Here is a 26150-nt window from a genome sequence, read left to right on the forward strand (position 1 = left end):
CGCCGGCGACGGCCCCGTGGACACGACGACCGCGGCCACGCTCCACCATCGGATCCGCTCCGCGGATGCGGCCTGCGATCTGCTCGCGCTGGCCGCGGCCCGACCGTCACGCTATCCCTTTCTGCTGGAGAGCAGCGCCGGCGCGGCCGCTCAGAGCCGCTTCGACCTGCTGCTCGCCTTTCCCGGCGAGACGATCGCGGCCGATGACGGCGACGGCGATTTCTTCGCGGCTCTCGACGTCGCCCTGGCGGCAGAGCACAGCGACGGCGTGCCGGGCCTGCCGTTCATCGGGGGCTGGTTCGTGTATCTCGGCTACGAGGCTGCCGCAGCGGTGGAACCGCGGTTGTCGCTGCCGCCCGGCCCGGCGTCCGCGCTGCCGGACGCCTTCGCGGTGCGCTGCCCGGCGGCGATCCTGCGCGATCGTCGCGATGACCGCCTGCATCTGCTGGCCGAGCCCGGACACGGCAACTGCATTGCGGCCATGCAGGCCGATCTGGATGCGGCCGCCGACCGGCCGGCACCGGCGGCCGACACCCTCGCGGCCGACTGGCAGGAAGCCGATCCCACAGCCTATATCGCCCAGGTCGCGGCTGCGCGCGACTACATCCATGCCGGCGACATCTTTCAGGCCAATCTGTCGCGGGCCTGGCACGGCCGGCTGAGACAGCCGACCGCGCCGGCGACCGTCCAGGCGGCGCTGCGGGCCGCGAACCCGGCGCCGTTCTCGGGACTGATCCAGTGGCGGGGCGAAGCGCTGGCGTGCTCCTCGCCCGAGCGCCTGCTGCTTGTCGACGACGGCGTCGCCCAGACGCGACCGATCGCGGGGACGCGGCCGCGGACGCCCGGCAGCGACGCCCTCATGACCCGCGAGCTGCTGGATCATCCCAAGGAGCGGGCGGAGCACGTCATGCTCATCGACCTGGAGCGCAACGATCTCGGCCGCGTCTGCGAGCCGGGCTCGATCCGGGTCGACGAGCTCATGGTCGCCGAGTCCTACGCCCACGTGCACCATATCGTGTCGAACATCCGCGGTCGCATGCGTGCCGGCGTCGGTCCGGGCGCGGTGCTGCGGGCCGTGTTCCCCGGCGGCACCATCACCGGCTGCCCGAAGGTGCGCTGCATGGAGATCATCGCCGAACTGGAAGGCGAGGGGCGGGGCGCATACACCGGCGCCTTCGGCTACCTCAGCCGCTGTGGCCGGCTCGACACGAACATCGTGATCCGCTCGCTGTCGATGCGCGAACGCGAGCTGACCCTGCGCACGGGGGCCGGCATCGTGGCCGACTCGGTCCCCGAGCAGGAGCTCGAGGAAACGCGCATCAAAGCGCGTGGCGTGCTGCGCAGCTTTCGCGACGCCGATGGGATGCCGTATGGATGACGCCTGCCTCGTCGACGGCACGCCGGACGCGATGTTGCCGACCGACGATCGCGGTCTGGCGTACGGCGACGGTATCTTCCGCACCCTGCGCGTCGAATCCGGCGCCATCGTCGCCTGGCAGGCGCACATGAGCCGGCTCACGTACGACTGCGATGCGCTCGAACTCGATCGCCCGGACCCACGCACGCTGCGGGCCGACGCCGCGCGGCTGTTCGTCGACGGCGGCAGCGGCGTTCTCAAGATCGTGATCACGCGCGGCAGCGGCGGGCGCGGCTATGCGCCGCCGGACCGCGGCAGCCGGCGCATCGTCTCGCGTCACGCGTTGCCGCCGCATGCCGGCGACACACCGGCGCCGCTCGAGCTCGAACGCGCGGACCTGGTGCTGGGCGAGCAGCCGCGACTGGGCGGCGTCAAGCATCTCAACCGGCTCGAACAGGTGCTCGCCCGGGCCGAATGCGCGCGACGCGGGCTGGCCGACGCCTACCTGTGCACGGCCGACGGTTCGATCGTGGCGACCACCATGCGCAATCTGCTCTTTCGCGACGAGACCGGCCGCTGGCTCACCCCGCGGCTGAGCCGTGCGGGCGTGGCCGGGGCGACCCGCGCGCGACTGATGCATGCCCTGCAAATCGCGGGCACGCCGGTGATCGAGACCGAGATCGGCATGGATGACATGGCAGGCGTGCACGCGGTCATCGCCTGCAACAGCGTCGGCGGGGTGGTGGCGGTCACACGGATGGGCGACCTGCAGCCGCGTGACAGCACCTCCGCGGCGGCGGATTGTCGTAGGCTCATCGAGACGGACGAAAAGCCGGTGCCCCTGACCGGCGACAGTACGGGCGAATGACGGTGTTCAAGCGAATGGTCGGGCTGGCGATGCTGCTTCTGCTGGTGGGCGCGATCGCGCTCGCAGTCGATGCCGCGCGCTTCTTCTTCAACCCGCTGCCGAACGAGCAGGGCAAACTCATCGCGGTGGATCCGGGCATGAGCTTTCGCGCGATCGCTGGTCGGCTCGCCGACGAGGGCGTGATCGCCAAACCGCGCGACGTGCGCTATCTGTCGCTCTATGCCCGCGCCACCGACCAGGCCCACCGCATCAAGAGCGGCGAATACGTGGTGCCGGCCGGGCAGACGCCGGCCCATGTCGTGGCACTGCTGGTCTCCGGCAACACGCGCCAGTACCGCCTGACACTGGTGGAGGGGCGCCGCTTTTCGGATATCCGCCGGCGCCTGGCCGACAATGATGCGCTGGAGCACACGCTCGCCGACAAGTCCGATGCCGAGATCATGGCGGCGCTCGGCCATCCGGACGAGGCGCCCGAAGGCCGTTTCATGCCCGATACCTATCTGTTCCCGCGCGGGATGACCGACCTCGCGTTTCTCGAGCGCGCCTACGCGGCGATGGCCACCTTTCTCGAACAGGCCTGGGCCGAGCGTGCCGACGATGCCATGGTCGACACGCCCTATGAAGCGCTGATCCTGGCCTCGATCATCGAAAAGGAGACCGCCGTCCCGGCGGAGCGACGCCGCATCGCGGGCGTATTCTCGCGTCGCCTCGAAAAGGGCATGCGCCTGCAGACCGATCCCACGGTGATCTACGGCATCGAGGACTACGACGGCAACATACGCCGCTCGGACCTTCGGCGCGACACCCCCTACAACACCTACACCCGCAGCGGCCTGCCGCCGACACCCATCGCCACGCCGTCGCGCGCCGCGATCCGGGCGGCACTGAATCCGGCGGAGGGGTCGTCGCTGTACTTCGTCTCGCGCGGCGACGGCAGCCACGTGTTCTCGGATACGCTCGCCGAGCATAATCGAGCGGTACAGAAGTATCAGCGCGGCTCATGAGTGATGGGACACGGTCACCGGGGCGTTTCGTGACGCTCGAGGGCGGCGAGGGCGCCGGCAAGAGCAGCCAGATCACACACGTGGCCGAGGCGCTGCGCGCGCGCGGCCGCGAAGTGGTGGTCTCCCGCGAGCCCGGCGGCACGGCGCTGGGCGAGGCCGTGCGCGGCGTGCTGATGAACGAATATGACGTGCCGATGCCGGCGATGAGCGAACTGCTGCTGATGTTCGCGGCCCGCGCGGCCCACCTCGAACAGGTCATCGAGCCGGCCCTGGCGCGCGGCGCCTGGGTCGTCTGCGATCGCTTCACCGACGCCAGCTACGCCTATCAGGGCGCGGCGCGGCAGCTCGGAAACGCCGCCGTGGCCACCCTCGAGCAGCTCGTCCAGAACGATCGCCGCCCCGACCATGTGCTTTTGTTCGATCTGCCCGTGACCGAAGGGCTGGCCCGCGCCGGGCGACGCGGCGAGGGCAATCGCTTCGACCGCGAGACGATGGTCTTCCACGAACGTGTCCGGGCCGCCTATCGGGCGCGGGCCGCCGCCGATCCGACACGCTATCACGTGATCGACGCCGCACAGCCGCCGGCGGCCGTCCGTGCCCGGATCGACGCCGCCGTCGCGGCCTGGCCAGCATGACGACGGCCCGGGAAGCGCTGCCCTGGCAGGCGGGCCTGTGGGCCCACATGAGCCGCGCCATCGCCGACGGCCATGTCGGCCACGGATTGCTTTTCTGCGGCCCGCCGGGCGTGGGCAAGCGGGCGTTCGCCGAACGCACCGTGCGCGCGCTGCTGTGTCGCGACCGCACCGCCGATGGCGATGCCTGCGGCCGCTGCGGCGCCTGTCACCAATACACGGCCGGCACCCATCCCGACCTGTCGCAACTCATGCCCGAGGAGACGGGCCGCCTGATCAAGGTCGAGGCGGTGCGCGCCTTCGCCGAGCGGCTGCAGCTGACCTCGCAGTACGATACCGGCCGCCTGGGCTGGATCGAGCCCGCCGAAGCCCTGTCGGCCAGCGCCGCCAACAGCCTGCTCAAGACGCTGGAGGAGCCACCCGCCGGCTGCCACATCGTGCTGATCACCGATCGCGTGTCGGCGGTCATGCCCACGATCCGGAGCCGCTGCCAGCTCTGGCGTGTGCCGCCACCGGCACCGGCCGATGCCCAGACCTGGCTGAGCGCCCAGGGCATCGACGCGGAGGGTCTGGACAGCGACAGTCTGCGGACGCCGCTGGCCGTGCACGCTCGCCAATCGCGGGATTACGACCGCCTCGCGGCGGCCTGGGATACGGATCTGGCCGAACTGCTCACCTCGCGCGCCGACGCGGTCGAGGTCGCCGAGCGCGCCGCGGCCGATCCCGCCGATCTCTGGCTCGACTGGCTCTATCGCCGCGCCGGCGCGCTGCTCACCGCGTCGCTCGGCCAGGGCGCGGCCACCGAACTGCCGGCGCCGTTGGCCCGCGCCGGGGCGCGACTCGACCCCGCGGCGCTGCAACGCTGGTGCGCCCGGGTCGCCGAAACCGCACGGCTGGCGCATACCAACGCGGACTGGCGTCTGGTGATAGAGTCGTTGCTGTTGCACCTGAGCGAGGCCGTCCGCCGCACTCGATGATGATGAGCGAACCCACCGTCGCCAACCAGTCCGGCATCGTGCGCCTCGACGTCCCGGACAGGGCGGCGCTGTATGCCGCCTACATGCCCTTTGTCAGCAACGGCGGGTTGTTCGTGTCGGCCCAGGCGCTGGGCAACACCCGCTACGATCTGGGCAGCGATGTCTTCCTCTTGCTGCATCTCATGGAGCACAACGAACGGCTGCCCATCGCCGGCCGGGTGATCTGGCTCACCCCGAGTGGCGGCGGCATGCAGCGTCCGCCGGGTGTCGGCATCCAGTTCTCGAATCAGGACAACGGCGCAAACCAGCGTCGAATAGAGACACTGCTCGCGGGCATGCTCGAGTCCGACCGGCCGACGCACACACTCTGAGCCGGCGCCCAGCGGCGCGCGTTCGCTAGCCGATCGCGGAGAGCTTCAGGCCCTGCTCACCGTCGCGGAGCTGCCCGGCGAGCACCGATTCGCTGGCGATCGCACGCCAGAGCATGCCGAAAAGCACGGGCGCCCGGTCGGCCAGCGGGCGCTTGCGGCCGCGCATCAACCACATCGCCACCGCACGATTGGCCACGCCCCAGATGAAGTCCGAGATCTCGACCTCGTCGACTTCGTCGGTGAGGATGCCACGCTCGCGACCCTCGCGAATCACGCCCAGAAATACCGACATGAGCGCAGGCTGCCGGAAGGTGTCGTCGTCGCGCCAGGTATTGAGATAGACCGAACTGAGTATGATCTGCGCGACCTTCGGATTGCGCTCGAAGTAGTCGAGCAGCACCCAGAACACCTTGCGCAGCCGGTCCTGAAAATTCTCGATGCCCTTGAGGTGATCGATCATCCGGCCGGCCAGATCACCCAGCCAGGTATCCAGACTGGCGAACAGCACGGTCTCCTTGCTGCCGTAGTACTTGTACAGCGTCTGCAGGCTGATACGCGCATCGCGCGCGATGTTTATGAGCTTGACGCGGTGGAACTCGCGCTCGGAGAACAGCTCCAGCGCCGCGGCCTCGATACGTCCGCGCGTCGCCGGGTCCAGCTGGGCGAGCGCGCGCTCGCGTTCCTCGGTCGTTCTCGGGTACCGGTCGATCAACAGTAACCTCCATTACCGCGCCATGCATCGGTAACTTTAGCAACCTGCCGTCCCCGGCCCAAGTTTCGGTAATCCTTCCGACAAATTGCGCACAATCCGAGTCGTGCGCGCGTCGTGCCATATTCCAGCGACGCCATCCTCGTTTTTGATAATCGAAAATACCTTTGTCGCCGTCAATACGGCGGCGTATAGTCAGAGGCCTCGTCAACTGAGTCGACGGACGCGCGATGCGATATTTGATCGCCGCGATCGCCGAGCTCAGCCCGCCAGCAACCGGAGTCGACATGTTTGCCACGCTTTTGAAAAAGATCAACGACGCCCGTCTCCTGCCGAAGATTTCGGACACGGAGCGGCACGCGCTCGAGGCCGGTTCGGTCTGGGTCGACGGCGAGTTCTTCAGCGGTAATCCGGATTTTTCGGCCATGATGGCCGCGGATTACCCGAGCCTGCCCGCCGAAGAGCAGGCGTTTCTCGACGGCCCCGTGGAGGAGCTGCTGCATCGCGTGGACGCCTGGCAGCTGCACGAGACCCGGCGGATTCCCGAGGAGATCTGGTCGTTCCTGCGCGAGCAGGGCTTTTTCGGGCTGATCATTCCGAAGGCGTACGGTGGTTCCGGCTTCTCCGTACTGGGACGCAGCGCGGTGATGATGAAGACCTCCGGCCTGGGACCGGTGGGCACGCTCATCGTCATTCCCAATACCCTCGGCGCGGCGGAACTGCTGATCGCCTACGGCACCGAGGCGCAGAAGAATCACTACCTGCCGGGCCTGGCGCGGGGCGAATACGTGCCCTGTTTCGGCCTCACCGAACCCACTGCGGGATCGGACGCGGCCTCGATCCGCGCCGAGGGCGTGGTCTTCGCCGGCGCGGACGGCGAGCCCCAGATCCGGCTGAACTTCGCCAAGCGCTACATCACGCTCGCACCGGTGGCCAATCTGGTCAGCCTGGCGTTCAACCTGCACGATCCTGACAACCTGCTCGGCAAGGGCGAGCATCCCGGCATCAGCGTCATCCTGCTGGAAAAGGGCATGAAGGGCCTCACGCTCGGCGATCATCACCTGCCGATCTCGGCCTTCGACAACGGCCCGATCATCGGCACGGACGTGGTCGCGCCGGCCAGCGCCATCATCGGCGGGCCCGACAACGCGGGCCAGGGCTGGCGCATGCTCATGGAGCAGTTGTCGGGCGGCCGCGCGGTGTCGCTGCCGGCCAGCGGCGTGGCTTCGGCCAAGCTGAGCGCGGCCGCGACCGGCCCCTACAGCATGGTTCGGGAGCAGTTCGGGATTCCGGTCGGCCGCATGGAAGGCGTCGAAGCCCGGGTGGCGCGTCTCTCCGCGCTGGCCTACACCATGGAGTCGGCGCGCGTGTACGTGTGTGCGGGCGTCGATGCCGGTCATCATCCGCCCGTGATCTCGGCCATCCTCAAGCAGCAGACGACCGAGATCGGACAGCAGCTGGCCATCGACGGCATGGACGTGATGGCCGGTGCCGGCGTCATGCAGGGGCCGAACAACATCCTCGGCGGGGCCTACACAGGCGCGCCGGTGAGCATCACCGTGGAAGGCGCGAACATCCTGACCCGGACGCTGATCATTTTCGGGCAGGGGGCGGTGCGCTGCCACCCCTATGCGCTGAAGACGCTCAACGCGATCGAGGCCGACGATGTCAGCGCCTTCCGCAGCGCCATCGTTGGCTGGCTGGGCCATTCCACGGCCAATTTCTTCCGCGGCCTCGTGCGCGGCCTCACCCGCGGACGCACGGTCAAGAGCCCGGTGGCCGGCGAGACCGCACAGTACTTTCGCAAGCTCGGCTGGGCCGCGTCGCGGTTCGCCTTCCTGACCGATCTGGCCATGTTCCTCATCGGCGGCAAGCTCAAGCAGCGCGGCAAGCTCTCCGGGCGTTTCGCCGACGCGCTGTCGTGGATGCTGTTCGGCCTGACCACGCTGCGTCGCTTCGAAGCCGAAGGCACGAGAAAGGAGGACCTGCCGATCGTGCACTGGGCGCTGCACTACAGTCTGCATCAGGTGCAGCAGGCCTTCGAGGGCATCTATGCCAACTTCGACGTGCCGGTGCTGGGCTGGCTGATGCGGTATCCGGGCCGGTTCTGGCTGCGCATCAACCCGTTGTCCACCGGCCCGAGCGACCGCATGGACCGCGCCGCGGCCGCCGCCATCCAGACCCCGGGCGAGCAGTACGAGCGCGTAGCACTCGCCGGACTCGGCCGGCCGCGGGCCGACGAACCCGGCATGGGTCGCCTGCTGCACGCCTGGAAGTGCGTCAGTGAAGCCCAGGAGCCGACGTTCAAGGTCCGCAAGGCCCTGCACAAGCGCCGGATCGAGGCGGCCGGACTCGTCGAGGCACTCGAGCCCGCGGTCGAGGCCGGCATCATCACCGCCGACGAAGCCGAACAAGTGCGCGCCGCGGAGGCCGCCCGCGCAGAGGCCATCCAGGTCGACGTGTTCCCGGCCGAGGACTACTACCGCGATACACAGGGCGGAGAGGAGACGCAGGCGCCGATGCCCCGGGCCGCGAACGAGTAGCGCCGAGGCGGCACGCCGGCGCCGTCCTCGGGCGGCGCCGGCGTATCTGCGGGCCACCGGCCCGCCTCGAGCGTCGTGACCGGGCGCCGCCAGCGTCCGCGTGGGCAAGCCAGAACGGCCGGTCGGTGCCTGCCGGTTCGGGCGTCGCGATCGGCCGAGCGCACGCGCGCCACAGGCGCGTCGCGGACGGGCGGCAGTGCGATGGCTGCCATGGCAGAATGCGCGCCATGAACAGCGTCGCAGAACCGCCGCGCGTCAACAGCAGCGGCTACACCCTCGGCGAGGAGATCGCCAACGCCATCACCTCGGGCATCGGTACCGCGCTGTCGGTGACCGGGCTGGTGCTGATGGTGGTCTACGCCGCGCTCCACGGCGATGTCTGGCATGTGGTCAGCGTCAGCATATTCGGCGCCACCCTCATCCTCAGCCATCTCAGCTCCACGCTCTATCACGCCATCGCGCCGCCCGGGCCCAAACGAGTACTCAAGGTGTTCGACCATCTGGCGATCTATTTTCTGATCGCCGGAACCTACACGCCGTTCACGCTGGTCAATCTGCGCGGCCCCTGGGGCTGGGGTCTGTTCGTGGCGATCTGGGCGCTGGCCATCGGCGGGGTGCTGATCAAGCTCACGCGGCTCAACGAGATCAAGTACCTGTCCACGGCCTTCTATGTGGCGATGGGCTGGACGGTGGTGCTCGTCATCAAGCCGGTCATCGACAGCGTGGCCTCGGGCGGGCTCTGGCTGCTGGTGGCCGGCGGGCTGTCCTACACGGTGGGCGTGGCCTTCTATGCCTGGGATCGGCTGCCGTACAACCACGCCATCTGGCATCTGTTCGTCATCGGCGGCAGCGTCTGCCACTTCTTCGCCGTGCTGTTCTACGTCATCCCGCTGGCGCCCTCGGCCGCCGCGCTCGTGCAGTAGGCCCGGTGGACGCGACAACGCCGCAATCCGTTCTCGAGTCGGTCTTCGGCTTCGACGTCTTCCGCGGGCGCCAGGCCGAGATCATCGATCACATCTGCGCCGGTCACGACGCGCTGGTGCTCATGCCCACGGGCGGCGGCAAGTCGCTGTGCTACCAGATTCCGGCCCTGGTGCGCGACGGCGTGGCAGTGATCGTCTCGCCGCTGATCGCACTCATGTCCGACCAGGTGGCCGCGCTCGAACAGCTCGGCGTGCGCGCGGCCTTTCTCAACTCGACCCTGGAACCGGGCGCGCAGGCCGAGATCGAGCAGGGCATGCGCACCGGCGCGCTGGACCTCGTCTACATCGCCCCGGAACGGCTGATGCAGCCGCGCACGCTCGAGCTGATCGGCGAGTGCCGGATCGCCCTGTTCGCCATCGACGAAGCCCACTGCGTATCCCAGTGGGGCCACGACTTCCGGCCCGAGTACCGACAGCTGGCCGCGCTGGCCGAGCGCTTCCCGAACGTGCCGCGGGTGGCACTCACGGCCACCGCCGATCTGCCTACGCGGGACGAGATCATCGAACGCCTGCGGCTGGAGAACGCGCCGGTCTTCCTGCACAGCTTCGATCGGCCCAACATCCAGTACCGCGTGGCCGAGCGCGGCAGCGCAAGACAACAGCTGCTCGACTTCATCGAGCGCGAGCATTCCGACGACGCCGGCATCGTCTACTGTCTCTCCCGCCGCAAGGTCGAGGAGACCGCGGAATGGCTGACCGCGCGCGGCAAGACGGCACTGGCCTATCACGCGGGTCTGCCGGCCACGTTGCGCCAGACCCATCAGGCCCGTTTTCTGCGGGAGGAGGGCGTGATCATCTGCGCGACGGTCGCCTTCGGCATGGGCATCGACAAGCCGGACGTGCGCTTCGTCGCGCATATGGATCTGCCCGCGAGCATGGAAGCCTATTATCAGGAGACCGGCCGCGCGGGCCGCGACGGCGAACCGGCCGACGCCTGGATGCTCTACGGCCTGAACGACGTCATCCAGCGCCGCCGGATGATCGAACAGGGCGCGGCCGCCGAAGAGCGCAAGCGCGTCGAGCGACACAAGCTCGACGGCATGCTCGCCTACTGTGAGCTGGCGAGCTGCCGCCGGGTGCACCTGCTGGCCTATTTCGGCGAGGAGACCGACACCGCCTGCGGCAACTGCGACACCTGCCTCAACCCGCCCGAAACCTACGACGCGACCCGCTACGCGCGGATGGCCCTGTCGGCGGTCTATCGCACCGGCCAGCGTTTCGGCACCGGCTATATCGTCGATCATCTGCGCGGCGCGGCCAGCGAACGGGCGACCGAACTCGGCCACGACCGACTCTCGACCTTCGGCGTGGGCACCGATCTGGAGACCAAGACCTGGCGCTCGATCCTGCGCCAGCTCATCGCCCTGGGCTATCTGCGTGTGGATCAGGGCTACGGCGGACTGGCACTGGGCGCGGGCTGCCGGCCGCTGCTCAAGGGCGAGGAGGAACTCGCCCTGCGGGTCGATCGCAGCGCGGCCCGAACCCGGACCCGTCTCAAGAAGGAGCTCCCGCCGATCGAGCTCGAGGACGAACCGCTGTGGGAGGCGCTGCGCAGCCTGCGCATGGAACTGGCGCGTGAACAGGACGTCCCGCCCTACGTCATATTCCACGATGCCACGCTGCGGGAGATGCTCGCGCGGCGGCCCACCGACGTGCGCCAGCTGGCCGACGTGCCGGGCATCGGCGAGAAGAAGCGCGATGCCTACGGGCGCGCGTTCGTGGACGTGATCGCCGAACACACGGGGTGAGCGCGCCGGACCTCAGCGCCCGCGCAGCCAGAGGCCGATACATCGAGGAACGGTGACCTTGGCCGCCCCACGGGCGCTCTCGGCGATCGGCTAGGGCAGCGTGCCCCAACGGAACGTCGGCCGGGTCGCACCGTAGATCGCGTGCGGCGCGTCGCGCGTCCAGGCCCAGAGCTGGTCGCCGTAGTCGTAGTGCCACCACTCGCTCGGCAGATTGACGAAGCCGGCATCGATCATGGCGTGATAGAGCAGGCGTCGGTTGGCGCGGACGTTGCGCTGGCGGGCGTCAGCCGGCCGAGCCTCTTCGAAGGCCCGGGTGTGCGAGGCTTCGGTCATGGTGTCGAAGTCGGTGCCCATGTCGAGCAGGCGGCCGTGCGCGTCCGCGACCGAAAGATCCACGGCGCCGCCGGTCAGGTGATACGGCGGGCTGGCCTGGCTGTCCGCCATCGGCCGCGACACGAACGACTCCGCCCGGCCCCGGGGCGCGTCGGCCTGTTCGCACTCGTCGACGAAGCGCTCGAACAGCCAGCGCTGCAGATCGGCCGGCCGCCAGGTGTCGAACAGAACGAGCCGATACCCGCGCGGCAACGCTTCGGCGGCAGCCAGGAGCCGCGTCCAGACGCCCGTTCGCACGAAACACTCCGGGAGCGCACCCGGCAACCCCTCGAGGTGATAGCGCGGCCGCGCCAGAATCCGATCCGGCGCCAGGCTGGCGGGCACCAGCGGCTCACCGTTGTCCTCGATGGCGAGCGTGCGTATTCGCGGCGTGTCCGGCAGCGGCTGCGATGGAATGGGGCGATCGATCGACATGAATTAAGAAGTTTTCCCTGAAGCCGGTTTCGACCCGACAGGATAATCGAGCCGACCCGCCAAGCGGTTGAGATTCGAGTACAAATGATAGCCGCTCGCAAAAAGAATGATCCGCATTCCCGGGGTTGCGCTTCGCGCACGACACGGTACATTTGGGCTATACAAGCAATTGGGGGCTGCCGCACATGAAGATCACCGTCAACGGGTCGTCACACGAGATCGACGCGCCGGACGACATGCCACTGCTCTGGGCGATCCGCGATCGACTCAAGCTGACCGGCACGAAGTACGGCTGCGGCGTCGCCCAGTGCGGCGCCTGCACGGTCATGGTCGACGGTCAGCCCAAGCGTTCCTGCGTCACACCGCTCAAGTTCGCGGCCGGACACGACATCACCACGATCGAAGGCATGGACGGCGCCGAGTTCGAGGCGATCCAGACGGCCTGGCGGGCGATCGACGTGCCGCAGTGCGGTTTCTGCCAGTCCGGCCAGGTGATGACCGCGACCGCGCTGCTCAAGGAAAAGCCCGCGCCCAGCGATACCGACATCGACAACGCTCTGGCCGGCAACATCTGCCGCTGTGCCACCTATGTGCGCATCCGCCAGGCCGTGCGCGACGCCGCCGACACACTGGAGGCGTAAGTCATGAGCGTGACAACGACATCCCTGAGTCGGCGCGATTTCCTGCGCAGCGCGGCGTGGGGCAGCGCCGGGCTGGTCATCGCCATGGCGCTGCCGGGCCGCGGGCGCGCCGCGACCATGGACACGCAGGCGGCGAATTCCTCTTTGATCGCCTCGGACGCTGCCGGCTTCGCGCCCAATGCGTTCGTGCGCATCGCCCCCGACGACACCGTGACCGTTCTCATCAAGCACATCGAGTTCGGCCAGGGCCCGTTCACCGGCCTGTCCACGCTGGTCGCCGAGGAGCTCGACGCCGACTGGTCGCAGATGCGCGCGGCCAGCGCGCCGGCCAACGCCGAGCTCTACAAGAACTTCGCCTTCGGCATGCAGGGCACGGGCGGCTCGACCGCGATCGCCAACTCCTACATGCAGATGCGCAAGGCGGGCGCGACCGCGCGGGTCATGCTCGTACAGGCCGCCGCCGAGCAGTGGTCGGTCCCGGTCGGCGAGATCAGCGTCGACAAGGGCCGGATCAGCCATGCCGGCAGTGACAAGTCCGCCGGCTTCGGCGAGTTCGCGGAAGCCGCGGCCAAGCTCGATCCGCCGGAGGATGTGGCCCTCAAGAAAGCCGGCGACTTCCGGCTGATCGGCACCGACGTGCCGAAGCTCGACACGAACATCAAGACCAACGGCGAAGCGCTGTTCACGCAGGATCTGCACCACGACGACATGCTCACGGTCGTGGTCGCGCATCCGCCGCAGTTCGGTGCGACGATGAAGTCGGTCGATGCGAGCGCGGCGAAATCCACCCCGGGGGTTGTCGATGTGCAGCCGATTCCGACCGGCATCGCCGTCTACGCACAGGACACCTGGTCGGCCCTGCAGGGTCGGCGCGCGTTGAAGGTGAGCTGGGACACGGCCAGGGCCGAAACCCGCTCGACCCGCGAAATCACCGACGCGTATCGCCAGCGCGCGCAACAACCCGGCAGGAAGGCCGCGAGCCGCGGCAAGCCCGAGCAGGGCGGCGACGGCTTGGCCAAAACGCTGACAGCGGAATACAGCTTTCCCTATCTCGCCCATGCGCCGATGGAAACGCTGGACTGCGTCATCCATGCGAAGGACGGCGCGGTCGAAAGCTGGTTCGGCTCGCAGCTGCAGACCGGCGACCAGGGCACGATGGCGGAAATCCTCGGGGTGAAACCCGCGCAGGTCAGCATCCATACCATGTATGCCGGCGGCAGCTTCGGCCGTCGCGCCCAACCCGGCAGCCCCTTCGCCGCCGAGGCCGCCCATGTCGCAAAAGCACATGCCAAGTCCCGGCCGCTCAAGCTCGTCTGGACGCGGGAGGATGATATCCAGGGCGGCTGGTACCGGCCGCTGAACGTGCACCGGCTGTCCGGCGGCGTCGACGCCGACGGCAACGTCGCGCTCTGGGACCAGACCATCGTCGGCCAGTCCATATTCAGCGGCAGCGCCTTCGCCGCGATGATCAAGGACGGCATCGACCCGTCGTCGGTGGAGGGCGCGGAGGATCTGCCCTACGGCATCCCGAACTTCCGCGTCACCCTGCACGACGGCGAGGCCGGCGTGCCCATCCTCTGGTGGCGCTCGGTCGGCCATACGCATACCGCTTACTCCACCGAGACCTTCGTCGACGAACTGCTGGAGATGGCCGGCAAGGGTCCGGTCGAGGGCCGGCTGGCCCTGCTCGGCGAGCATCCGCGCCACGCCGGCGTGCTGAAGGCCGTCGCCGATCTCGCCGGCGGGCTGGACGCGTCCGAATCGGGCCGCGCTCGTGGCGTGGCCGTGCACAAGTCGTTCGGCAGCTACGTGGCGCAGATCGCCGAGGTGTCACAGAACGAGGACCGAACGCCGAAAGTACACAAGGTCTGGTGCGCGGTGGACTGCGGCGTGGCCGTCAATCCCAACGTCATCCGCGCGCAGATGGAAGGCGGCATCGGCTTCGGCCTGGGGGCCGCGCTCTACAACGAGATCACGCTGGAAGAGGGCGGTCGCGTCGCTCAGGCGAACTTCGACCGCTACCGGTCGCTGCGTATCCACGAGATGCCGGACGTCGAGGTGACCATCGTCACGTCGGACGAAGACCCGACCGGCGTGGGCGAGCCCGGCGTGCCGCCCATCGCCCCCGCGCTCGCCAACGCATGGCGCCGGCTCACCGGCGACGCCATCCGTGATCTCCCGTTCGTGAAAATCTCATGAGGATGCCGGCCGTCGTGAATATCGTCCGAACCGCCAGTCTCGCCGCCGTGCTCGGTGTCGCTCTGCTGGGCAACGCCCAGGCCACCGAAATCGACGCCGATCAGCAGCTCAAGGGCCCGGAGGCGTTCGAGCACATCGAAGACGAAACCGAACGCTCCCGCGCCATGTTCAAGGAGGCCGGCAAGGTCATCCAGCATCCGCGCTGCGTGAATTGCCACCCGGTATCCGACACCCCGCGCCAGGGCATGGACATGCGCCCGCACGAACCGCCGGTCGTACGCGGGCCCGACAACCACGGCGCGCCGGGCATGGTCTGCAGCACCTGCCACCAGCCCGAGAACGTCGACTCGGCCGGCAACGGCGTGCCCGGCAACCCGAACTGGCATCTCGCACCGCGCTCGATGGCCTGGTACGGCAAGTCACTCGCCGAGATCTGCACCCAGATCAAGGACCAGGACCGCAACGGCGGCATGGACATGGACGAACTGATCCATCACATGGCCGAAGACAGCCTGGTCGGCTGGGGCTGGAACCCGGGCGGCGACCGCACGCCGGTGCCCGGCACGCAGGAAAAGTTCGGCGAGCTGTTCGCCGCCTGGGCGCATTCCGGGGCCCATTGTCCCGCGGAATGAATACAGGTTGATTTTTAGTCGTTCAAAGTAGTCGCTTTTTGAGCGGCGTAGCCTGGGGTTTGCGCACCAGCAAGAACGTCGTCGTTTTTGACGAAATAGATCGCCGACAACGAGGTTTAGTCTTACCGCCGACCATTGGCTGTCGCCCTGTGCCTGAGTCGGCTATCGGCCCCAAAGCGGCCGTTCAGTTTCTTAAATCGCACTCCGCTTTGCTTCAAGGCTTATGACGCGCTCGCTATCGTGGCTGATGAACAGATGGATCACTCTGGTGTTCAGGTGAACTTAACGCGCTTGCGTCGAGTTGTCTGACCGGCGCCAAGCGCTGGGGCAGCCGTCTCTGTCGAAATCAGGAAGCGTCGATTGGTCCCCGTTAGCGCAGGCCATGAACGCCTCGGTGACGCTCGTCGGCGCCCGCGTCGCCAGGCTGACGCCGACAAAGATAAGGGTGCTCATGGGCAGCCCCCAGACCCCGGAGGGCAGACCGAAAAAATCGACGCCGCTGAGTTCGCTGACGAGCACACCGAGACCGGTGATTATCATACTCGCGAGCACCCCGGCAGCCGTGCCGCGGCGCCAGAAAAACGCGCCGATGATGGCGGGCACGACCACCACCAGCCCGCTTGAGGCCGCAACCGAGAGAATCACGATCAGATCAAGCTGAAGTTCGGCAAACAGGAAAGCGGCCAGCGCGATAACCGGGATGACCCGCTGACCGACCTTGAGCTGGGCGCTCTCGGAAACGGTGATTCGGCGGTTGGCGTACACGTCGCGCGCCAGCATCGCGGACAGCGTCAGCATGATCGAGTCGATGGTCGACACTGCAGCGGCAAGAATGCCGACCATCACGATCACGCCCAGCACCGGCGGCACGTAGTCCGAGGCCAGCAGCGTCGGGGTAGCCTGATCCGCGTTGGCCAGCCCCGGAAACGCCACAACCGCGGCCAAGCCCCAGATCACTGCAACCAGTGTGTAAATCAGACCGAAAACCATGAAACCCAGAATCAGGCGTCGCATGGCAGTCAGCGAGGCCGGCATGAACAGCCGCTGGCTGACCTGCGGATTCGACAAACTGAAGAAGAACCACGGCATGGTCAGACCGATAAAAGTCAACAGCGTGAACCGGCCGTTGCCGGGCACTGCCAGCATTTCGGGATGATCGCGCGCCAGCGAGGCAAACAGCGCGCCGAATCCGCCGAGAGCTTCGACGACGACGATCGCGACCAGCGTTGCCGCCACGATCATGAACGCTGCCTGCAGCGCGTCGGTCCACATCACCGAACGGATGCCCGAAATCCAGGTGAACACCACTGCCAGCGTGGTCGCGACCACCGTACCGGTGGTAAACGAAATCGCGCCATCGGTCATGCCGGATAGGAGATAGCCCACGCCCGCAAGCTGCACTGCGGCGTAGGGGATGAGAAACAGGCAGCTGGTGAGCGTGACCACCACCGACACCGCCCGGCTTTGATACCGGTAGCCCAGCATCTCGCTGGGCGTGACGAAGCCGTAGCGTCGCCCGACCGCCCAGAAACGCGGCCCGAATACGGAAATCAGCGACACACCGGCGAAATAAACGATCTCGAAACCGAATGCGCCGATGCCGCCGGCGTAGGTCAGTCCGGCCAGACCGACCAGCATGAATGCGCTGTAGGTGGTTGCACTGTAGCTGAGCGCGGAGACTATACCGCCCATGCGACGACCGCCCAGAAAATATGCGCTCATATCGCTGGCCGCACCCGAGCGCGCGGCCCAGGCGGTCACGAGCGCGATCAGTAGATAGAGGCCGATGGCGAGCCAGATCAGGCCACTACTCATGGAGTTCTCGATCGTCGTTAAAATCGCGCGTGATCAATACGTTGACGGCTAACACGGCTATCCCAATAAGCGTCCAGACCAGAAAACTGCCGTACCACGCATGAACGTCGCGAAGCGGCCCGTAGGGCAATACAAAGGCAACGACGACCAGTGCCCAGACGGCCCAGACCCAGCGGCTTGTTCGCATGGCGCTCCTCGTCCGTTGCATGCTCCGCGCCTCTACCTTACAGGCACGGCAAGCGAGCAACTGCCTTGCCGGACAGCTGCGGCAATACCCCTATCGGGTAGCGCGCTTGACGGCCGTATCAGCTCTCCAAATCCATGATGATGGGCTTCGGTTTCAGCGGTTAGCGACCCATAGCAGACCTAAGCCGAGATCAAAACCTTGAAGGCCGCCGCACCGAAACCCAGCGCGAACACGCCTGAAAAGAATCGACGGCTTCGTTTATAGAACGACGAGATTCGCGCATCCGAGAACAGCAGTGCGTAACCAAAGAAGATCAGGCTGCTTTGAATGAGCAACGCCAACACGACGATTGCGAGGCTGAGTAGGCTCGTGTCGGCTGGTAGCGCAATCGCGTAGATCGACGCGAAGAACAGAATGGCCTTGGGGTTGGTCAGATGGATCAGTAGTCCGCGTTGGTACGCCTGTAGTCCACCAAGACGATCCGTTCGAGCGTTTGCCGACACGCCGCGGTTCCATATTGCCACCTGGGCCGATTTGACAGCCAGCCAGAGCAAGTAGCCCGCCCCGAGGTACCTCACGATATCCAGTACCCATGGGTACGCTTTCATCAGCGCGCCAAGCCCGAAAGCCGCGCTGGCAGACCAGAACAACGAGCCGGTCACGATGCCGGCTGCTAATGCCAGACCCGCATGTCGCCCCGACCCGAGCGACGTATCGGCGATCGATAGCGACGCCGGGCCGGGGCTGGCCGTGACCATGAATGCCGACGTGAGAATGAAAATCAGGTTCGATAGCTGCATGCCGGGATACGAATTGAGCGGGTGATCTCGTATCGAGCACCGCACGATTCGTTGTCGAGTTATTCGAGGTTCAGCGCGTTCAGCACGTCATCGAGCGCACGCCGCCCCGTGTCATCGAGCGTCTGCAGCGGCCGGGGAAGACAATCGGGCCCGACCAGGCCGAGCTGTTCGGCCGCCGTCGCAATGACCCGCAGGCTACCGCCATGTTGTTTGTAGAGCATCCAGAATGGCGCCAGCGCATCGCAGCGCTGTGCCGCCTCGACGGCGTCGCCGGCCTGAGCGGCACGCGTGATCGCCAAGGCCGGCTCGGGAAACAGGCCGCCGATTACCGAATACCAGGCGTCGCAGCCCGCATTCAGTCCGCGCGCAGCGAACGCGTCGCCGCTTACACCGACGGTAACGTGTTTCGGGATCCCTGCTTTCAAGCGCTCGACACGCGCCGCGGCCTCGGCCGGGTCGTCGGGAACGCCCGGAATCTTGATCGAGCCGATATGCGGCAACTGGGCGATCTCGGCATGTAGCGTGTCCGAGAACGTAAAACGCGTCGTCGTCGGGTTGTCGTAGACACAGATCGGGACATCGACCGAGCGCGCGACTGTTTCGTAGAGCGTGAGCACTTCACCGTCCCGCAGCGGCTGATACGACATGGGCGGCAGCAGTAAACCATCGGCCCCGGCTTCTTGCGCGTCTTCGGCGTATGCCAACACCTCGTCGGTCGTCAGCGCGCCCACGCCGATAACGACCGGGGTGTTGACCGCGTGCTCGACAGCCAACCGCGTGATGCGCGCGCGCTGGTCAGCCTGCAGATACGCATAATTGCCGGTCGATCCCAGCGCACAGATCGAATCGACCTCTGCCGAAACCAGCCGTTTAATCAACCGGATGAAAGCGGATTCATCGATACCGTCACGCCCCAGCGGGCTCAATGGAAAAGCGCTTAGACCGGTAAACATAAATATCCTGCAATGCGTGGGGTGGCCTGAATCGATACGGCGATACTGCGTTGAACTAGACTGTCCTGGAACAGGCTCTATATTGTCCTATGACAAAATGAAAATCCAGGGTTCCACGACAGAAGAAATTGTTGCCAGTATTCGATCGTCGATCGGTACCGGCGTATTTCGGCCCGGCGATCACCTGCCGGTCGTGCGACAGCTGGCCATCGAACTCGGCGTGAATCGCAACACGGCGGCCGCGGCCTATCGACGCTTGACTGAAGCGAGGCTGGTGGTGAGCGAAGGCCGGCGCGGTACACGGATCGCAGCGCCGCCCAGCGCCGGTGAGCAGGAAGGCCTCAGCGCGCACACGACGCTGATCGACTGGGCCGATGGCAATCCGGATCCTGCCTGTCTTCCGGATATGAACCAGATCGCGCGCAAGTGTGAATTTGTCCATGCGCTTTATGGCGAGGACACCCTCGACGCCGAGCTGCGTCGATATGCGACCGCGTGGTTTTGTAATGATTGCCCGTCGGACGACTTCGGTTATCTGGTGACGCATGGTTGTGTTGATGCCATCGAGCGCCTCGCGCGTGCGCAATTGCTCCCCGGCGATCAAGTCGCCGTGGAAGATCCCTGTTATTTGGGCACGATCAACGCTTTGCGCCTGTCCGGCATGCATCCCAGGGGCGTAAGTATCGATGGGGCGGGGATCCGCCCCGATGCGCTGCGTTCGGCTCTGGAAAACGGGGCACGCGCGGTTCTGATCACGGCGCGCGCACAAAATCCGACTGGAGCCAGCCTGACGAGCGATCGCGCCCGTGAGATCGCGCAGGTTCTAGCGGATTACCCCGACGTGCTGGTGATCGTGGACGATCACTTCGCGCTGTTGGCGGCCACGCCCTATCGATCACCGATTCCCGAATCGACGACTCGCTGGGCCGTGATTCGATCCTTGGCAAAGGCTCTGGGCCCAGATATTCGATTAGCACTGCTGGCTTGTGATGCCGCAACGGCCGGGCGGTTGCAGGCGCGGCTGGCGCCCGGCATGACATGGGTGAGTCATTTCCTGCAAACCTTGGCCAGTCATTGTCTGAACTCGAGCGAGATAGAACAGACACTTGAACGAGCAAAAGCCCAGTACGCCCACGGGCGCAACGAATTGATGGCAGCGCTTTCACGCCATGCGATCGAAGCCCCCGTGACCATCGACGGCCTTAACGTGTGGATACCGCTGCCCTGCGATGCGGAATATGTGGTGAACGCCATGGCCAAGCGCGGGTGGCTTGTTCGGTCTAGTACCGCATACGACGTTCAGAAGCATAATCAGGCGATTCGCGTCACGATCTCCCGTGTGCAACAAAGCGAGATCATGAGCTTTTCAACTGACCTAAGTTCTGTCATCCGGACGAGAGACCGTAACGGCCTATAGAGTCCGCTATTGGCCTTGGATTCAATGGATCGACGCAACGACACGTTGATACCGCTCGGCCGGCGTTTCGTAATCTAGTGTTTTACGCGGTCGCTCATTGAGGTTTCTCGCGACGGTGTCGAGCTCAGCCTGGGAAAATGCGGTGAGGCACATACCTTTCGGGAAATACTGGCGCAGTAACCCGTTGGTATTTTCGTTTGATCCCCGCTGCCAAGGATGGTGTGGGTCGCAAAAGCAAACCTGAATATCGGTCGCCAGCGTGAAGCGTTGATGGGCAGCCATCTCTTTGCCTCGATCCCAAGTCAACGAGCGATACAGTTGCTGGGGTAGCCGACGCGCATTTTCGATCAAGGCGTCGACGACCGTCGCAGTATCCTTACGATCGATCTTCACGAGCATGACGTAACGTGTGTGTCGCTCGACGAGCGTCGCGATCTGGCTGTTCTTGCTGCCGAATAATAGGTCGCCTTCCCAATGCCCAGGTACGGCTCGGTCGTCGACCGACGCCGGTCGCTCGCTGATCGAGACCGTACCGGTGATCCGCCCGTGATTATCCGTTTTCTGCGTATGGTGACGAGAACGCCGCATCGCCCGGGTACGACGTAGATGGGCGAGCAACTCCTTCTTGAGCGCGCCACGGGATTGGATGAACAACGTGCGATAGATTGTTTCGTGCGACACCTGTCGGCTCGGGTCGTCGGGATAGGTGCGCTTCAGCCAGCCTGCGATCTGCTCTGGAGACCATTGTTTCTGCAGTTTTGCGGCAACTTCACGGGCTAATCGGTCGTGCATACCCAGCTTACAGGGCTTGGGACGAGATGCCCGACGCCACGCGGCCTGATCGGCTACCGTTGCCCGATACTGGGCTGTCCCACCGTTGCGTCGAATCTCGCGGCTGATCGTCGATGGCGCTCGCGACAATCCGCAGGCAATCGCGCGAATCGAATGGCTCAGCGCGATGCCGCGTGAAATTTCTTCGCGTTCGGCCAGACTCAGTGCGCGCGCAGCGCGACTCCGGCTAGGCGGGCGAATTCCACCCGAGGCTGCGATAATGCCTCGTACCGACGTGTGGTACCGATTGAACAGCTGGGCGATCTGATGGAGCGACTCGCCTCGCTGCCAACGATCCCACATCTCAGCTTTCTGGCTCTCCGTGTACTGAATTCGCGTTCTATATTGCATCGGGTAGACACTCCTGCTTCATCTGTTAGCAGTGTGTTGCATCGATACGTTGAATCCAGAGCCGATAGCAGACTGGGGCCCGAAGTAAATTGGCAACGTTCCCGTCTATATAACTGGCTAGCCGAATCCGGCAGCCAACTCCGCCGCCTCCCGAATCGCCCGCTTGGCATCCAGTTCCGCCGCCAGATTGGCGCCGCCGATGATATGCGTCTTCATCCCGCGGGCGCCCAGCGCGTCGGCGAGATCGCGGCGGGTTTCCTGGCCGGCGCAGATGACGACGGTATCCACGTCCAGCAGTCTCGGCTCGTCGTTCACGCGGATATGCAGGCCTGCCCCGTCGATGCGTTCGTAGGCAACGCCGCCGAGCATGTGTACGCCCTTGTGTCGGAGCGAGGCGCGGTGCGCCCAACCGCTGGTCTTGCCCAGGCCCTTGCCGGGCTTGGCGTCGGTGCGCTGCAGCAGCCAGACCTCGCGCAGTGACGGCTCGGGGTCCGGCTCCACAAGGCCGGATTCATTGGTCAGCGTGGGGTCCACACCCCATTCGTCGAAGAATTTCTGCTTGTCCTCGGCGGGCGAGGGTCGGGTGTGGGTGAGGAATTCGCTCACGTCGAAACCGATCCCGCCGGCGCCGATCACGGCCACGCGGGGGCCGGCTTCGACGCGGCCGTGGATAACGTCGATATAGGAGGCGACGCGGGCGTGCTCGATGCCGTCGATAGCCGGTGTACGCGGATTGACGCCGGTGGCGATCACGATGTCGTCGAAGCCCATGGCGACGAGATCATCCGCCTCGATTAGCGTGTCGAGGCGCACATCGACCTTCAGCCGTTCCAGCTTGCGCGCGTAGTAGCGCAGCGTTTCGTAGAACTCTTCCTTGCCGGGGATCTTCTTGGCCATGTTGAACTGGCCGCCGATCTCGCTGGCGCTGTCGAACAGCGTGACCCGGTGCCCGCGTTCTGCCAGACGCGTGGCCGCCTCCAGGCCGGCCGGGCCGGCGCCGACCACGGCGACGTCGCGCGCGGTCTTGGCGGGCGGGAAGTTGAGCGTCGTTTCATGCCCGGCACGCGGGTTGACCAGACAGCTCGCACGTTTCCACTGGAAAGTGTGGTCGAGACAGGCCTGGTTGCAGGCGATGCAGGTGTTGATTTCGTCCGCGCGCTCGGTCGCGGCCTTGTTCACGAACTCGGGGTCGGCGAGGAACGGGCGCGCCATCGAGACCATATCCGCCGTGCCGTCGGCGAGCAGCGACTCAGCCACGTCCGGCATGTTGATGCGGTTGGTGGTACACAGGGGCAGGGCGACTTCGCTCTTGAGCTTTTTCGTGACCCAGGCAAAAGCCGCACGCGGCACCCGCGTGACGATGGTGGGAATGCGCGCCTCGTGCCAGCCGATGCCGGTGTTGATGATCGTCGCGCCGGCGGCTTCCACGGCCTTGGCCAGGCGCACGATTTCGTCCCAGCGCTGGCCGTTCTCGACCAGATCGAGCATGGACAGGCGATAGATGAGGATGAAATCCGGGCCCAGCGCCTTGCGGATGCCTTCGACGATCTCGACTGCGATCCGCTGGCGGTTTTCGACGCTACCGCCGTATTCGTCGTCGCGGTCGTTCACGCGCTCCACGAGAAACTGGTTGATCAGATAGCCCTCGGAGCCCATCACCTCGACGCCGTCGTAGCCGGCCTCGCGGGCCAGCTCCGCGCAGCGGATATAGTCGCGGATCGTGCTCTTCACCCCGGCGGTGGTCAGGCGCTTCGGCTTGTAGGCCGTGATCGGCGACTTGCGATCGGAGGCGGACACGATGAACGGGTGATAGCCGTAGCGCCCCGCGTGCAGGATCTGCATGCAGATCTTGCCGCCTTCGGCATGCACCGCCCTGGTGATCTTGCGGTGCGGCCAGACGTGCAGGCGGTGCGACATCTGGCCTGCCATCGGTGACACCCAACCGGCCACGTTGGGGGCGATCCCGCCGGTGACGATCAGCTCCACGCCGCCGGCCGCGCGCTCGGCGAAATAGGCGGCGAGCTCGTCGTAATGCCAGAAGAAATCCTCCATGCCGGTATGCATGGACCCCATCAGCACCCGGTTCCTGAGCTGCGTGAACCCCAGGTCGAGCGGTTCGAAGAGTTTCGGGTAATGCGGGTGGGTCATGGCGATGCCTGGCGGGTCAATTGGAAAAGTATAACTTTCACAAGCGGATGATCGGGATTACCGCGCCCGCCGCGCCGCCGACGGTTCGTGATTGTCGCGCCGGCGGGGCTGTGCCAATGTCGAGATCATAAGAAAAGGAGGAGAGGCGCATGATCACGATCGACTCGCACGTCAGAGAGATCGAGCGCGTCACCGCGGGTGCGGACAGTGGTCGCGATCCGGCGGTCGTGCAGTCCTGGCTGCGCTGTGTGAACGACTACAAGCTCGACCCGGCGGACGCCCAGGACGCCTATATCGTGCCCGAGGCCAAGCTGCGCGAACATCAGGCCCAAGCCGAGGACATCATCCGCATCAGCCGTTCCGGCGTGGCCTCGCTGTTCGAACAGGTCTCGGAACAGAACTATGTCGTCATGCTCGCCGACGCCCGCGGCGTGACGGTCGACTATCTCGGGCATCCGCGACTGGACAGCCAGCTTCGGCAGGCCGGACTGTATCTGGGCGCGGAATGGAGCGAGAACCGGGCGGGCACGTCGGCGATGGGCGCCTGTCTGGTCAGCGGCGAGCCGGTGACGATCCACCAGGACGATCACTTCGACCCCACACACATCGGCCTGACCTGCACCGCTGCACCGGTCTTCGACACCCTGGGCGAACTCGTCGCCGTGCTCGACATCTCCCAGCTGCGCTCGCCGGAGTCCAAGACCAGCCAGCAGCTCGCCCTGCATCTGACGCGCAACACCGCACGCCGCATCGAACTGGCCAACCTGGTGGCCCGCGCCCGTCGCGAGTGGGTGCTGCGCCTGTCGCAGTCCCCGGATTTCATCGACATCGACCCCGATGCCGCCGTATCGCTCGACGCCCGCGGGCGCATCAGCGGTGTCACCCACGGCGGACTCGGCGCGCTCGCGCGGGCGACGGGACTGCGTTTCAACACCGCGGACACGCTCATCGGCCAGCCCATATCACGCTTCTTCGATATCGGGATCGACGACCTGCCGCAGTACATGCGCGGCCAGAGTGCGGGCGAGCGGGTCCTCAACGCCGGCGGCGAGCCGGCCCTGTTCGCCAGTGCGATCTCACCGGCCGCACCGCGTCGCCGCGGCGTAACGACGCCGCCGGCCGAGCCGTCACCGGCGCTGGCCGCACTCAGCCACGGCGATGAGGCCATGGCCGCGCTACAGCGGCGCGCCGCCCGCCTCGCCGTGCGCGATATTCCCATTCTCATCCAGGGCGAAACCGGCACTGGCAAGGAGTGGCTGGCCCGGGCGATCCACGACACCGACCGGGCCGAGGGGCGCTTCGTCGCCGTGAACTGCGCGGCCCTGCCCGAACAGCTGATCGAGTCGGAGCTGTTCGGCTATGTGCCCAACGCCTTCACCGGCGCCGATCGTCGCGGCAAGACCGGGCTGATCGCCGCAGCCGACGGTGGCACGCTGTTTCTGGACGAAATCGGCGACATGCCGCTGGCCTTGCAGACGCGCCTGCTGCGCGTGCTCTCGGAAGGTGAGGTCACGCCGGTCGGCGGCCTGGAGCCGAAACCGGTGCGCCTGCGCCTGATCTCCGCCACCCACCGCGCGCTGGCCGACCACGTGGCCGCGGGCCGTTTCCGCGAGGATCTCTACTACCGCTTGAACGCAGCCACGCTGCGGTTGCCGGCGCTGCGCGACCGCCGCGACTTCGACGCGCTGGTCGACCGCATGCTGGAGGGCCTCGCCGAGCGCTACGACGCGCGCTACAGGCTCGCGCCCTCGGCCCGCCGGGCGCTGTCGCGTCACCACTGGCCGGGCAACCTGCGCGAACTGCAGAACAGCCTCGACGTCGCCGCCGCACTCGCCGACGAGGGGCTCATCGGCCCCGACGAGCTGCCCGAGACGGTCCGCGACAGTGCGGACCGTGACACGGCGTTGGCACGCCGTCTGGCCGACCACGGCGGCAACGTCTCGGCGCTGGCTCGCAGCATGGGCGTTGACCGATCCACCATCCACCGGCGGCTGAAACGGGGCGCGGGCTAGGGCGATGGCGTAACGCCACAGGTGTTGCATCGACTGTGGCACCACGAGTACTAACAACCTCGCAGTTCGGCGATAGATCTATAAAAATCAAAGGTCTAAAACGCCGGCACGGGCATTGCTCGGCGACTGCACAACACCCGCCGGTCCGGCGGGTGCGGGGGGGGG

22 protein-coding genes are annotated in these 26150 nt (G+C 66.3%); 14 read left to right on the forward strand and 8 right to left on the reverse strand.

Going from position 1 to position 26150, the window contains the following annotated elements:
* Nucleotides 1-16 precede the first annotated feature (16 nt).
* From SAHL_RS03200 to SAHL_RS03225, 6 genes are read left to right on the forward strand one after another with little or no spacing between them, the layout of a single operon-like run.
* A complete protein-coding gene (locus tag SAHL_RS03200) occupies nt 17-1378 on the forward strand; it encodes an aminodeoxychorismate synthase component I (protein WP_221177805.1) in 1362 nt (453 codons plus the stop codon).
* The gene (gene pabC, locus SAHL_RS03205) at nt 1371-2225 is read left to right on the forward strand and encodes an aminodeoxychorismate lyase (RefSeq protein WP_184947265.1); all 855 of its coding nucleotides are present in this window, start codon (nt 1371-1373) and stop codon (nt 2223-2225) included. Before SAHL_RS03200 ends, pabC begins: the two co-directional genes overlap by 8 nt.
* On the forward strand, nt 2222-3229 hold the full coding sequence (gene mltG, locus SAHL_RS03210; protein WP_245968367.1) for an endolytic transglycosylase MltG: 1008 nt from the start codon (nt 2222-2224) through the stop codon (nt 3227-3229). The genes pabC and mltG overlap by 4 nt, the downstream gene beginning before the upstream one ends.
* Nucleotides 3226-3864 carry a dTMP kinase gene (gene tmk, locus SAHL_RS03215; RefSeq protein ID WP_123589960.1) on the forward strand — a complete coding sequence of 213 codons (639 nt, stop codon included), beginning with the start codon at nt 3226-3228 and terminating at the stop codon, nt 3862-3864. The genes mltG and tmk overlap by 4 nt, the downstream gene beginning before the upstream one ends.
* On the forward strand, nt 3861-4838 hold the full coding sequence (gene holB, locus SAHL_RS03220; RefSeq protein ID WP_123589961.1) for a DNA polymerase III subunit delta': 978 nt from the start codon (nt 3861-3863) through the stop codon (nt 4836-4838). Before tmk ends, holB begins: the two co-directional genes overlap by 4 nt.
* 2 nt (nt 4839-4840) lie before the next feature.
* Complete coding sequence (locus SAHL_RS03225) at nt 4841-5209, forward strand: PilZ domain-containing protein (protein ID WP_123589986.1); 369 nt, start codon at nt 4841-4843, stop codon at nt 5207-5209.
* 25 nt (nt 5210-5234) lie between these two features.
* Here SAHL_RS03225 and SAHL_RS03230 read toward each other — a convergent pair whose 3' ends face one another.
* Nucleotides 5235-5921 carry a TetR/AcrR family transcriptional regulator gene (locus SAHL_RS03230; RefSeq protein WP_123589962.1) on the reverse strand — a complete coding sequence of 229 codons (687 nt, stop codon included), beginning with the start codon at nt 5919-5921 and terminating at the stop codon, nt 5235-5237.
* Nucleotides 5922-6205: 284 nt separating this feature from the next.
* Here SAHL_RS03230 and SAHL_RS03235 point away from each other — a divergent pair, with 284 nt between their 5' ends.
* The 3 genes from SAHL_RS03235 to recQ all read left to right on the forward strand — a co-directional run bounded on the left by SAHL_RS03235 (nt 6206) and on the right by recQ (nt 11192).
* The gene (locus SAHL_RS03235) at nt 6206-8461 is read left to right on the forward strand and encodes an acyl-CoA dehydrogenase (protein ID WP_123589987.1); all 2256 of its coding nucleotides are present in this window, start codon (nt 6206-6208) and stop codon (nt 8459-8461) included.
* Nucleotides 8462-8688: 227 nt separating this feature from the next.
* Complete coding sequence (gene trhA / locus SAHL_RS03240; protein WP_245965448.1) at nt 8689-9384, forward strand: PAQR family membrane homeostasis protein TrhA; 696 nt, start codon at nt 8689-8691, stop codon at nt 9382-9384.
* 5 nt (nt 9385-9389) lie between these two features.
* Nucleotides 9390-11192, forward strand: a complete 1803-nt coding sequence (gene recQ, locus SAHL_RS03245; protein WP_123589964.1) for a DNA helicase RecQ — start codon at nt 9390-9392, stop codon at nt 11190-11192.
* Nucleotides 11193-11282: 90 nt separating this feature from the next.
* Here the strand turns inward: recQ and SAHL_RS03250 are convergent, their stop codons facing one another.
* Nucleotides 11283-11999, reverse strand: a complete 717-nt coding sequence (locus SAHL_RS03250; protein WP_123589965.1) for a M15 family metallopeptidase — start codon at nt 11997-11999, stop codon at nt 11283-11285.
* Between the two features lie 185 nt (nt 12000-12184).
* Here SAHL_RS03250 and SAHL_RS03255 point away from each other — a divergent pair, with 185 nt between their 5' ends.
* The 3 genes from SAHL_RS03255 to SAHL_RS03265 are packed head-to-tail and all read left to right on the forward strand — an operon-like array spanning nt 12185 to nt 15471.
* The gene (locus SAHL_RS03255; RefSeq protein WP_123589966.1) at nt 12185-12640 is read left to right on the forward strand and encodes a (2Fe-2S)-binding protein; all 456 of its coding nucleotides are present in this window, start codon (nt 12185-12187) and stop codon (nt 12638-12640) included.
* A 3-nt stretch (nt 12641-12643) separates the two neighbouring features.
* The gene (locus SAHL_RS03260) at nt 12644-14839 is read left to right on the forward strand and encodes a xanthine dehydrogenase family protein molybdopterin-binding subunit (RefSeq protein WP_123589967.1); all 2196 of its coding nucleotides are present in this window, start codon (nt 12644-12646) and stop codon (nt 14837-14839) included.
* A 14-nt stretch (nt 14840-14853) separates the two neighbouring features.
* Nucleotides 14854-15471: an Isoquinoline 1-oxidoreductase subunit gene (locus tag SAHL_RS03265; RefSeq protein WP_123589988.1), complete on the forward strand. Its 618-nt coding sequence runs from the start codon at nt 14854-14856 to the stop codon at nt 15469-15471.
* Nucleotides 15472-15753: 282 nt separating this feature from the next.
* Here SAHL_RS03265 and SAHL_RS03270 read toward each other — a convergent pair whose 3' ends face one another.
* From SAHL_RS03270 to SAHL_RS03285, 4 genes are all read right to left on the reverse strand, one after another.
* Nucleotides 15754-17286, reverse strand: a complete 1533-nt coding sequence (locus SAHL_RS03270; protein WP_123589968.1) for a sodium:solute symporter family protein — start codon at nt 17284-17286, stop codon at nt 15754-15756.
* Complete coding sequence (locus SAHL_RS03275; RefSeq protein WP_123589989.1) at nt 17279-17473, reverse strand: hypothetical protein; 195 nt, start codon at nt 17471-17473, stop codon at nt 17279-17281. Before SAHL_RS03275 ends, SAHL_RS03270 begins: the two co-directional genes overlap by 8 nt.
* 179 nt (nt 17474-17652) lie before the next feature.
* On the reverse strand, nt 17653-18273 hold the full coding sequence (locus SAHL_RS03280; protein WP_123589969.1) for a LysE family translocator: 621 nt from the start codon (nt 18271-18273) through the stop codon (nt 17653-17655).
* A 59-nt stretch (nt 18274-18332) separates the two neighbouring features.
* Nucleotides 18333-19226: a dihydrodipicolinate synthase family protein gene (locus SAHL_RS03285; protein ID WP_123589970.1), complete on the reverse strand. Its 894-nt coding sequence runs from the start codon at nt 19224-19226 to the stop codon at nt 18333-18335.
* A gap of 82 nt (nt 19227-19308) precedes the next feature.
* Between SAHL_RS03285 and SAHL_RS03290 the strand changes: the two genes are divergently transcribed.
* Nucleotides 19309-20643, forward strand: a complete 1335-nt coding sequence (locus SAHL_RS03290) for an aminotransferase class I/II-fold pyridoxal phosphate-dependent enzyme (protein ID WP_221177806.1) — start codon at nt 19309-19311, stop codon at nt 20641-20643.
* 21 nt (nt 20644-20664) lie between these two features.
* Here the strand turns inward: SAHL_RS03290 and SAHL_RS03295 are convergent, their stop codons facing one another.
* Nucleotides 20665-21825, reverse strand: a complete 1161-nt coding sequence (locus SAHL_RS03295; RefSeq protein ID WP_123589972.1) for an IS30 family transposase — start codon at nt 21823-21825, stop codon at nt 20665-20667.
* A 117-nt stretch (nt 21826-21942) separates the two neighbouring features.
* A complete protein-coding gene (locus SAHL_RS03300; protein WP_123589973.1) occupies nt 21943-23973 on the reverse strand; it encodes an NADPH-dependent 2,4-dienoyl-CoA reductase in 2031 nt (676 codons plus the stop codon).
* A gap of 149 nt (nt 23974-24122) precedes the next feature.
* Here SAHL_RS03300 and SAHL_RS03305 point away from each other — a divergent pair, with 149 nt between their 5' ends.
* Complete coding sequence (locus SAHL_RS03305; protein ID WP_123589974.1) at nt 24123-25985, forward strand: sigma-54-dependent Fis family transcriptional regulator; 1863 nt, start codon at nt 24123-24125, stop codon at nt 25983-25985.
* Nucleotides 25986-26150: the final 165 nt, after the last annotated feature.

Source organism: Salinisphaera orenii subsp. halophila YIM 95161, assembly GCF_003732545.1.
In the GTDB taxonomy this organism is placed as follows: Bacteria; Pseudomonadota; Gammaproteobacteria; order Nevskiales; family Salinisphaeraceae; genus Salinisphaera; species Salinisphaera orenii_A.

Bases quoted from the DNA above. Each gene is read 5' to 3' on its own strand.
- SAHL_RS03275 (WP_123589989.1), bottom strand. From the start codon at position 17,473: ATGCGAACAAGCCGCTGGGTCTGGGCCGTCTGGGCACTGGTCGTCGTT.
- trhA (WP_245965448.1), top strand. From the start codon at position 8,689: ATGAACAGCGTCGCAGAACCGCCGCGCGTCAACAGCAGCGGCTACACC.
- SAHL_RS03285 (WP_123589970.1), bottom strand. From the start codon at position 19,226: ATGTTTACCGGTCTAAGCGCTTTTCCATTGAGCCCGCTGGGGCGTGAC.
- SAHL_RS03255 (WP_123589966.1), top strand. From the start codon at position 12,185: ATGAAGATCACCGTCAACGGGTCGTCACACGAGATCGACGCGCCGGAC.
- SAHL_RS03225 (WP_123589986.1), top strand. From the start codon at position 4,841: ATGAGCGAACCCACCGTCGCCAACCAGTCCGGCATCGTGCGCCTCGAC.
- holB (WP_123589961.1), top strand. From the start codon at position 3,861: ATGACGACGGCCCGGGAAGCGCTGCCCTGGCAGGCGGGCCTGTGGGCC.
- mltG (WP_245968367.1), top strand. From the start codon at position 2,222: ATGACGGTGTTCAAGCGAATGGTCGGGCTGGCGATGCTGCTTCTGCTG.
- SAHL_RS03300 (WP_123589973.1), bottom strand. From the start codon at position 23,973: ATGACCCACCCGCATTACCCGAAACTCTTCGAACCGCTCGACCTGGGG.
- SAHL_RS03270 (WP_123589968.1), bottom strand. From the start codon at position 17,286: ATGAGTAGTGGCCTGATCTGGCTCGCCATCGGCCTCTATCTACTGATC.
- pabC (WP_184947265.1), top strand. From the start codon at position 1,371: ATGGATGACGCCTGCCTCGTCGACGGCACGCCGGACGCGATGTTGCCG.
- SAHL_RS03260 (WP_123589967.1), top strand. From the start codon at position 12,644: ATGAGCGTGACAACGACATCCCTGAGTCGGCGCGATTTCCTGCGCAGC.
- SAHL_RS03280 (WP_123589969.1), bottom strand. From the start codon at position 18,273: ATGCAGCTATCGAACCTGATTTTCATTCTCACGTCGGCATTCATGGTC.
- SAHL_RS03295 (WP_123589972.1), bottom strand. From the start codon at position 21,825: ATGCAATATAGAACGCGAATTCAGTACACGGAGAGCCAGAAAGCTGAG.
- SAHL_RS03305 (WP_123589974.1), top strand. From the start codon at position 24,123: ATGATCACGATCGACTCGCACGTCAGAGAGATCGAGCGCGTCACCGCG.
- tmk (WP_123589960.1), top strand. From the start codon at position 3,226: ATGAGTGATGGGACACGGTCACCGGGGCGTTTCGTGACGCTCGAGGGC.
- SAHL_RS03250 (WP_123589965.1), bottom strand. From the start codon at position 11,999: ATGTCGATCGATCGCCCCATTCCATCGCAGCCGCTGCCGGACACGCCG.
- SAHL_RS03235 (WP_123589987.1), top strand. From the start codon at position 6,206: ATGTTTGCCACGCTTTTGAAAAAGATCAACGACGCCCGTCTCCTGCCG.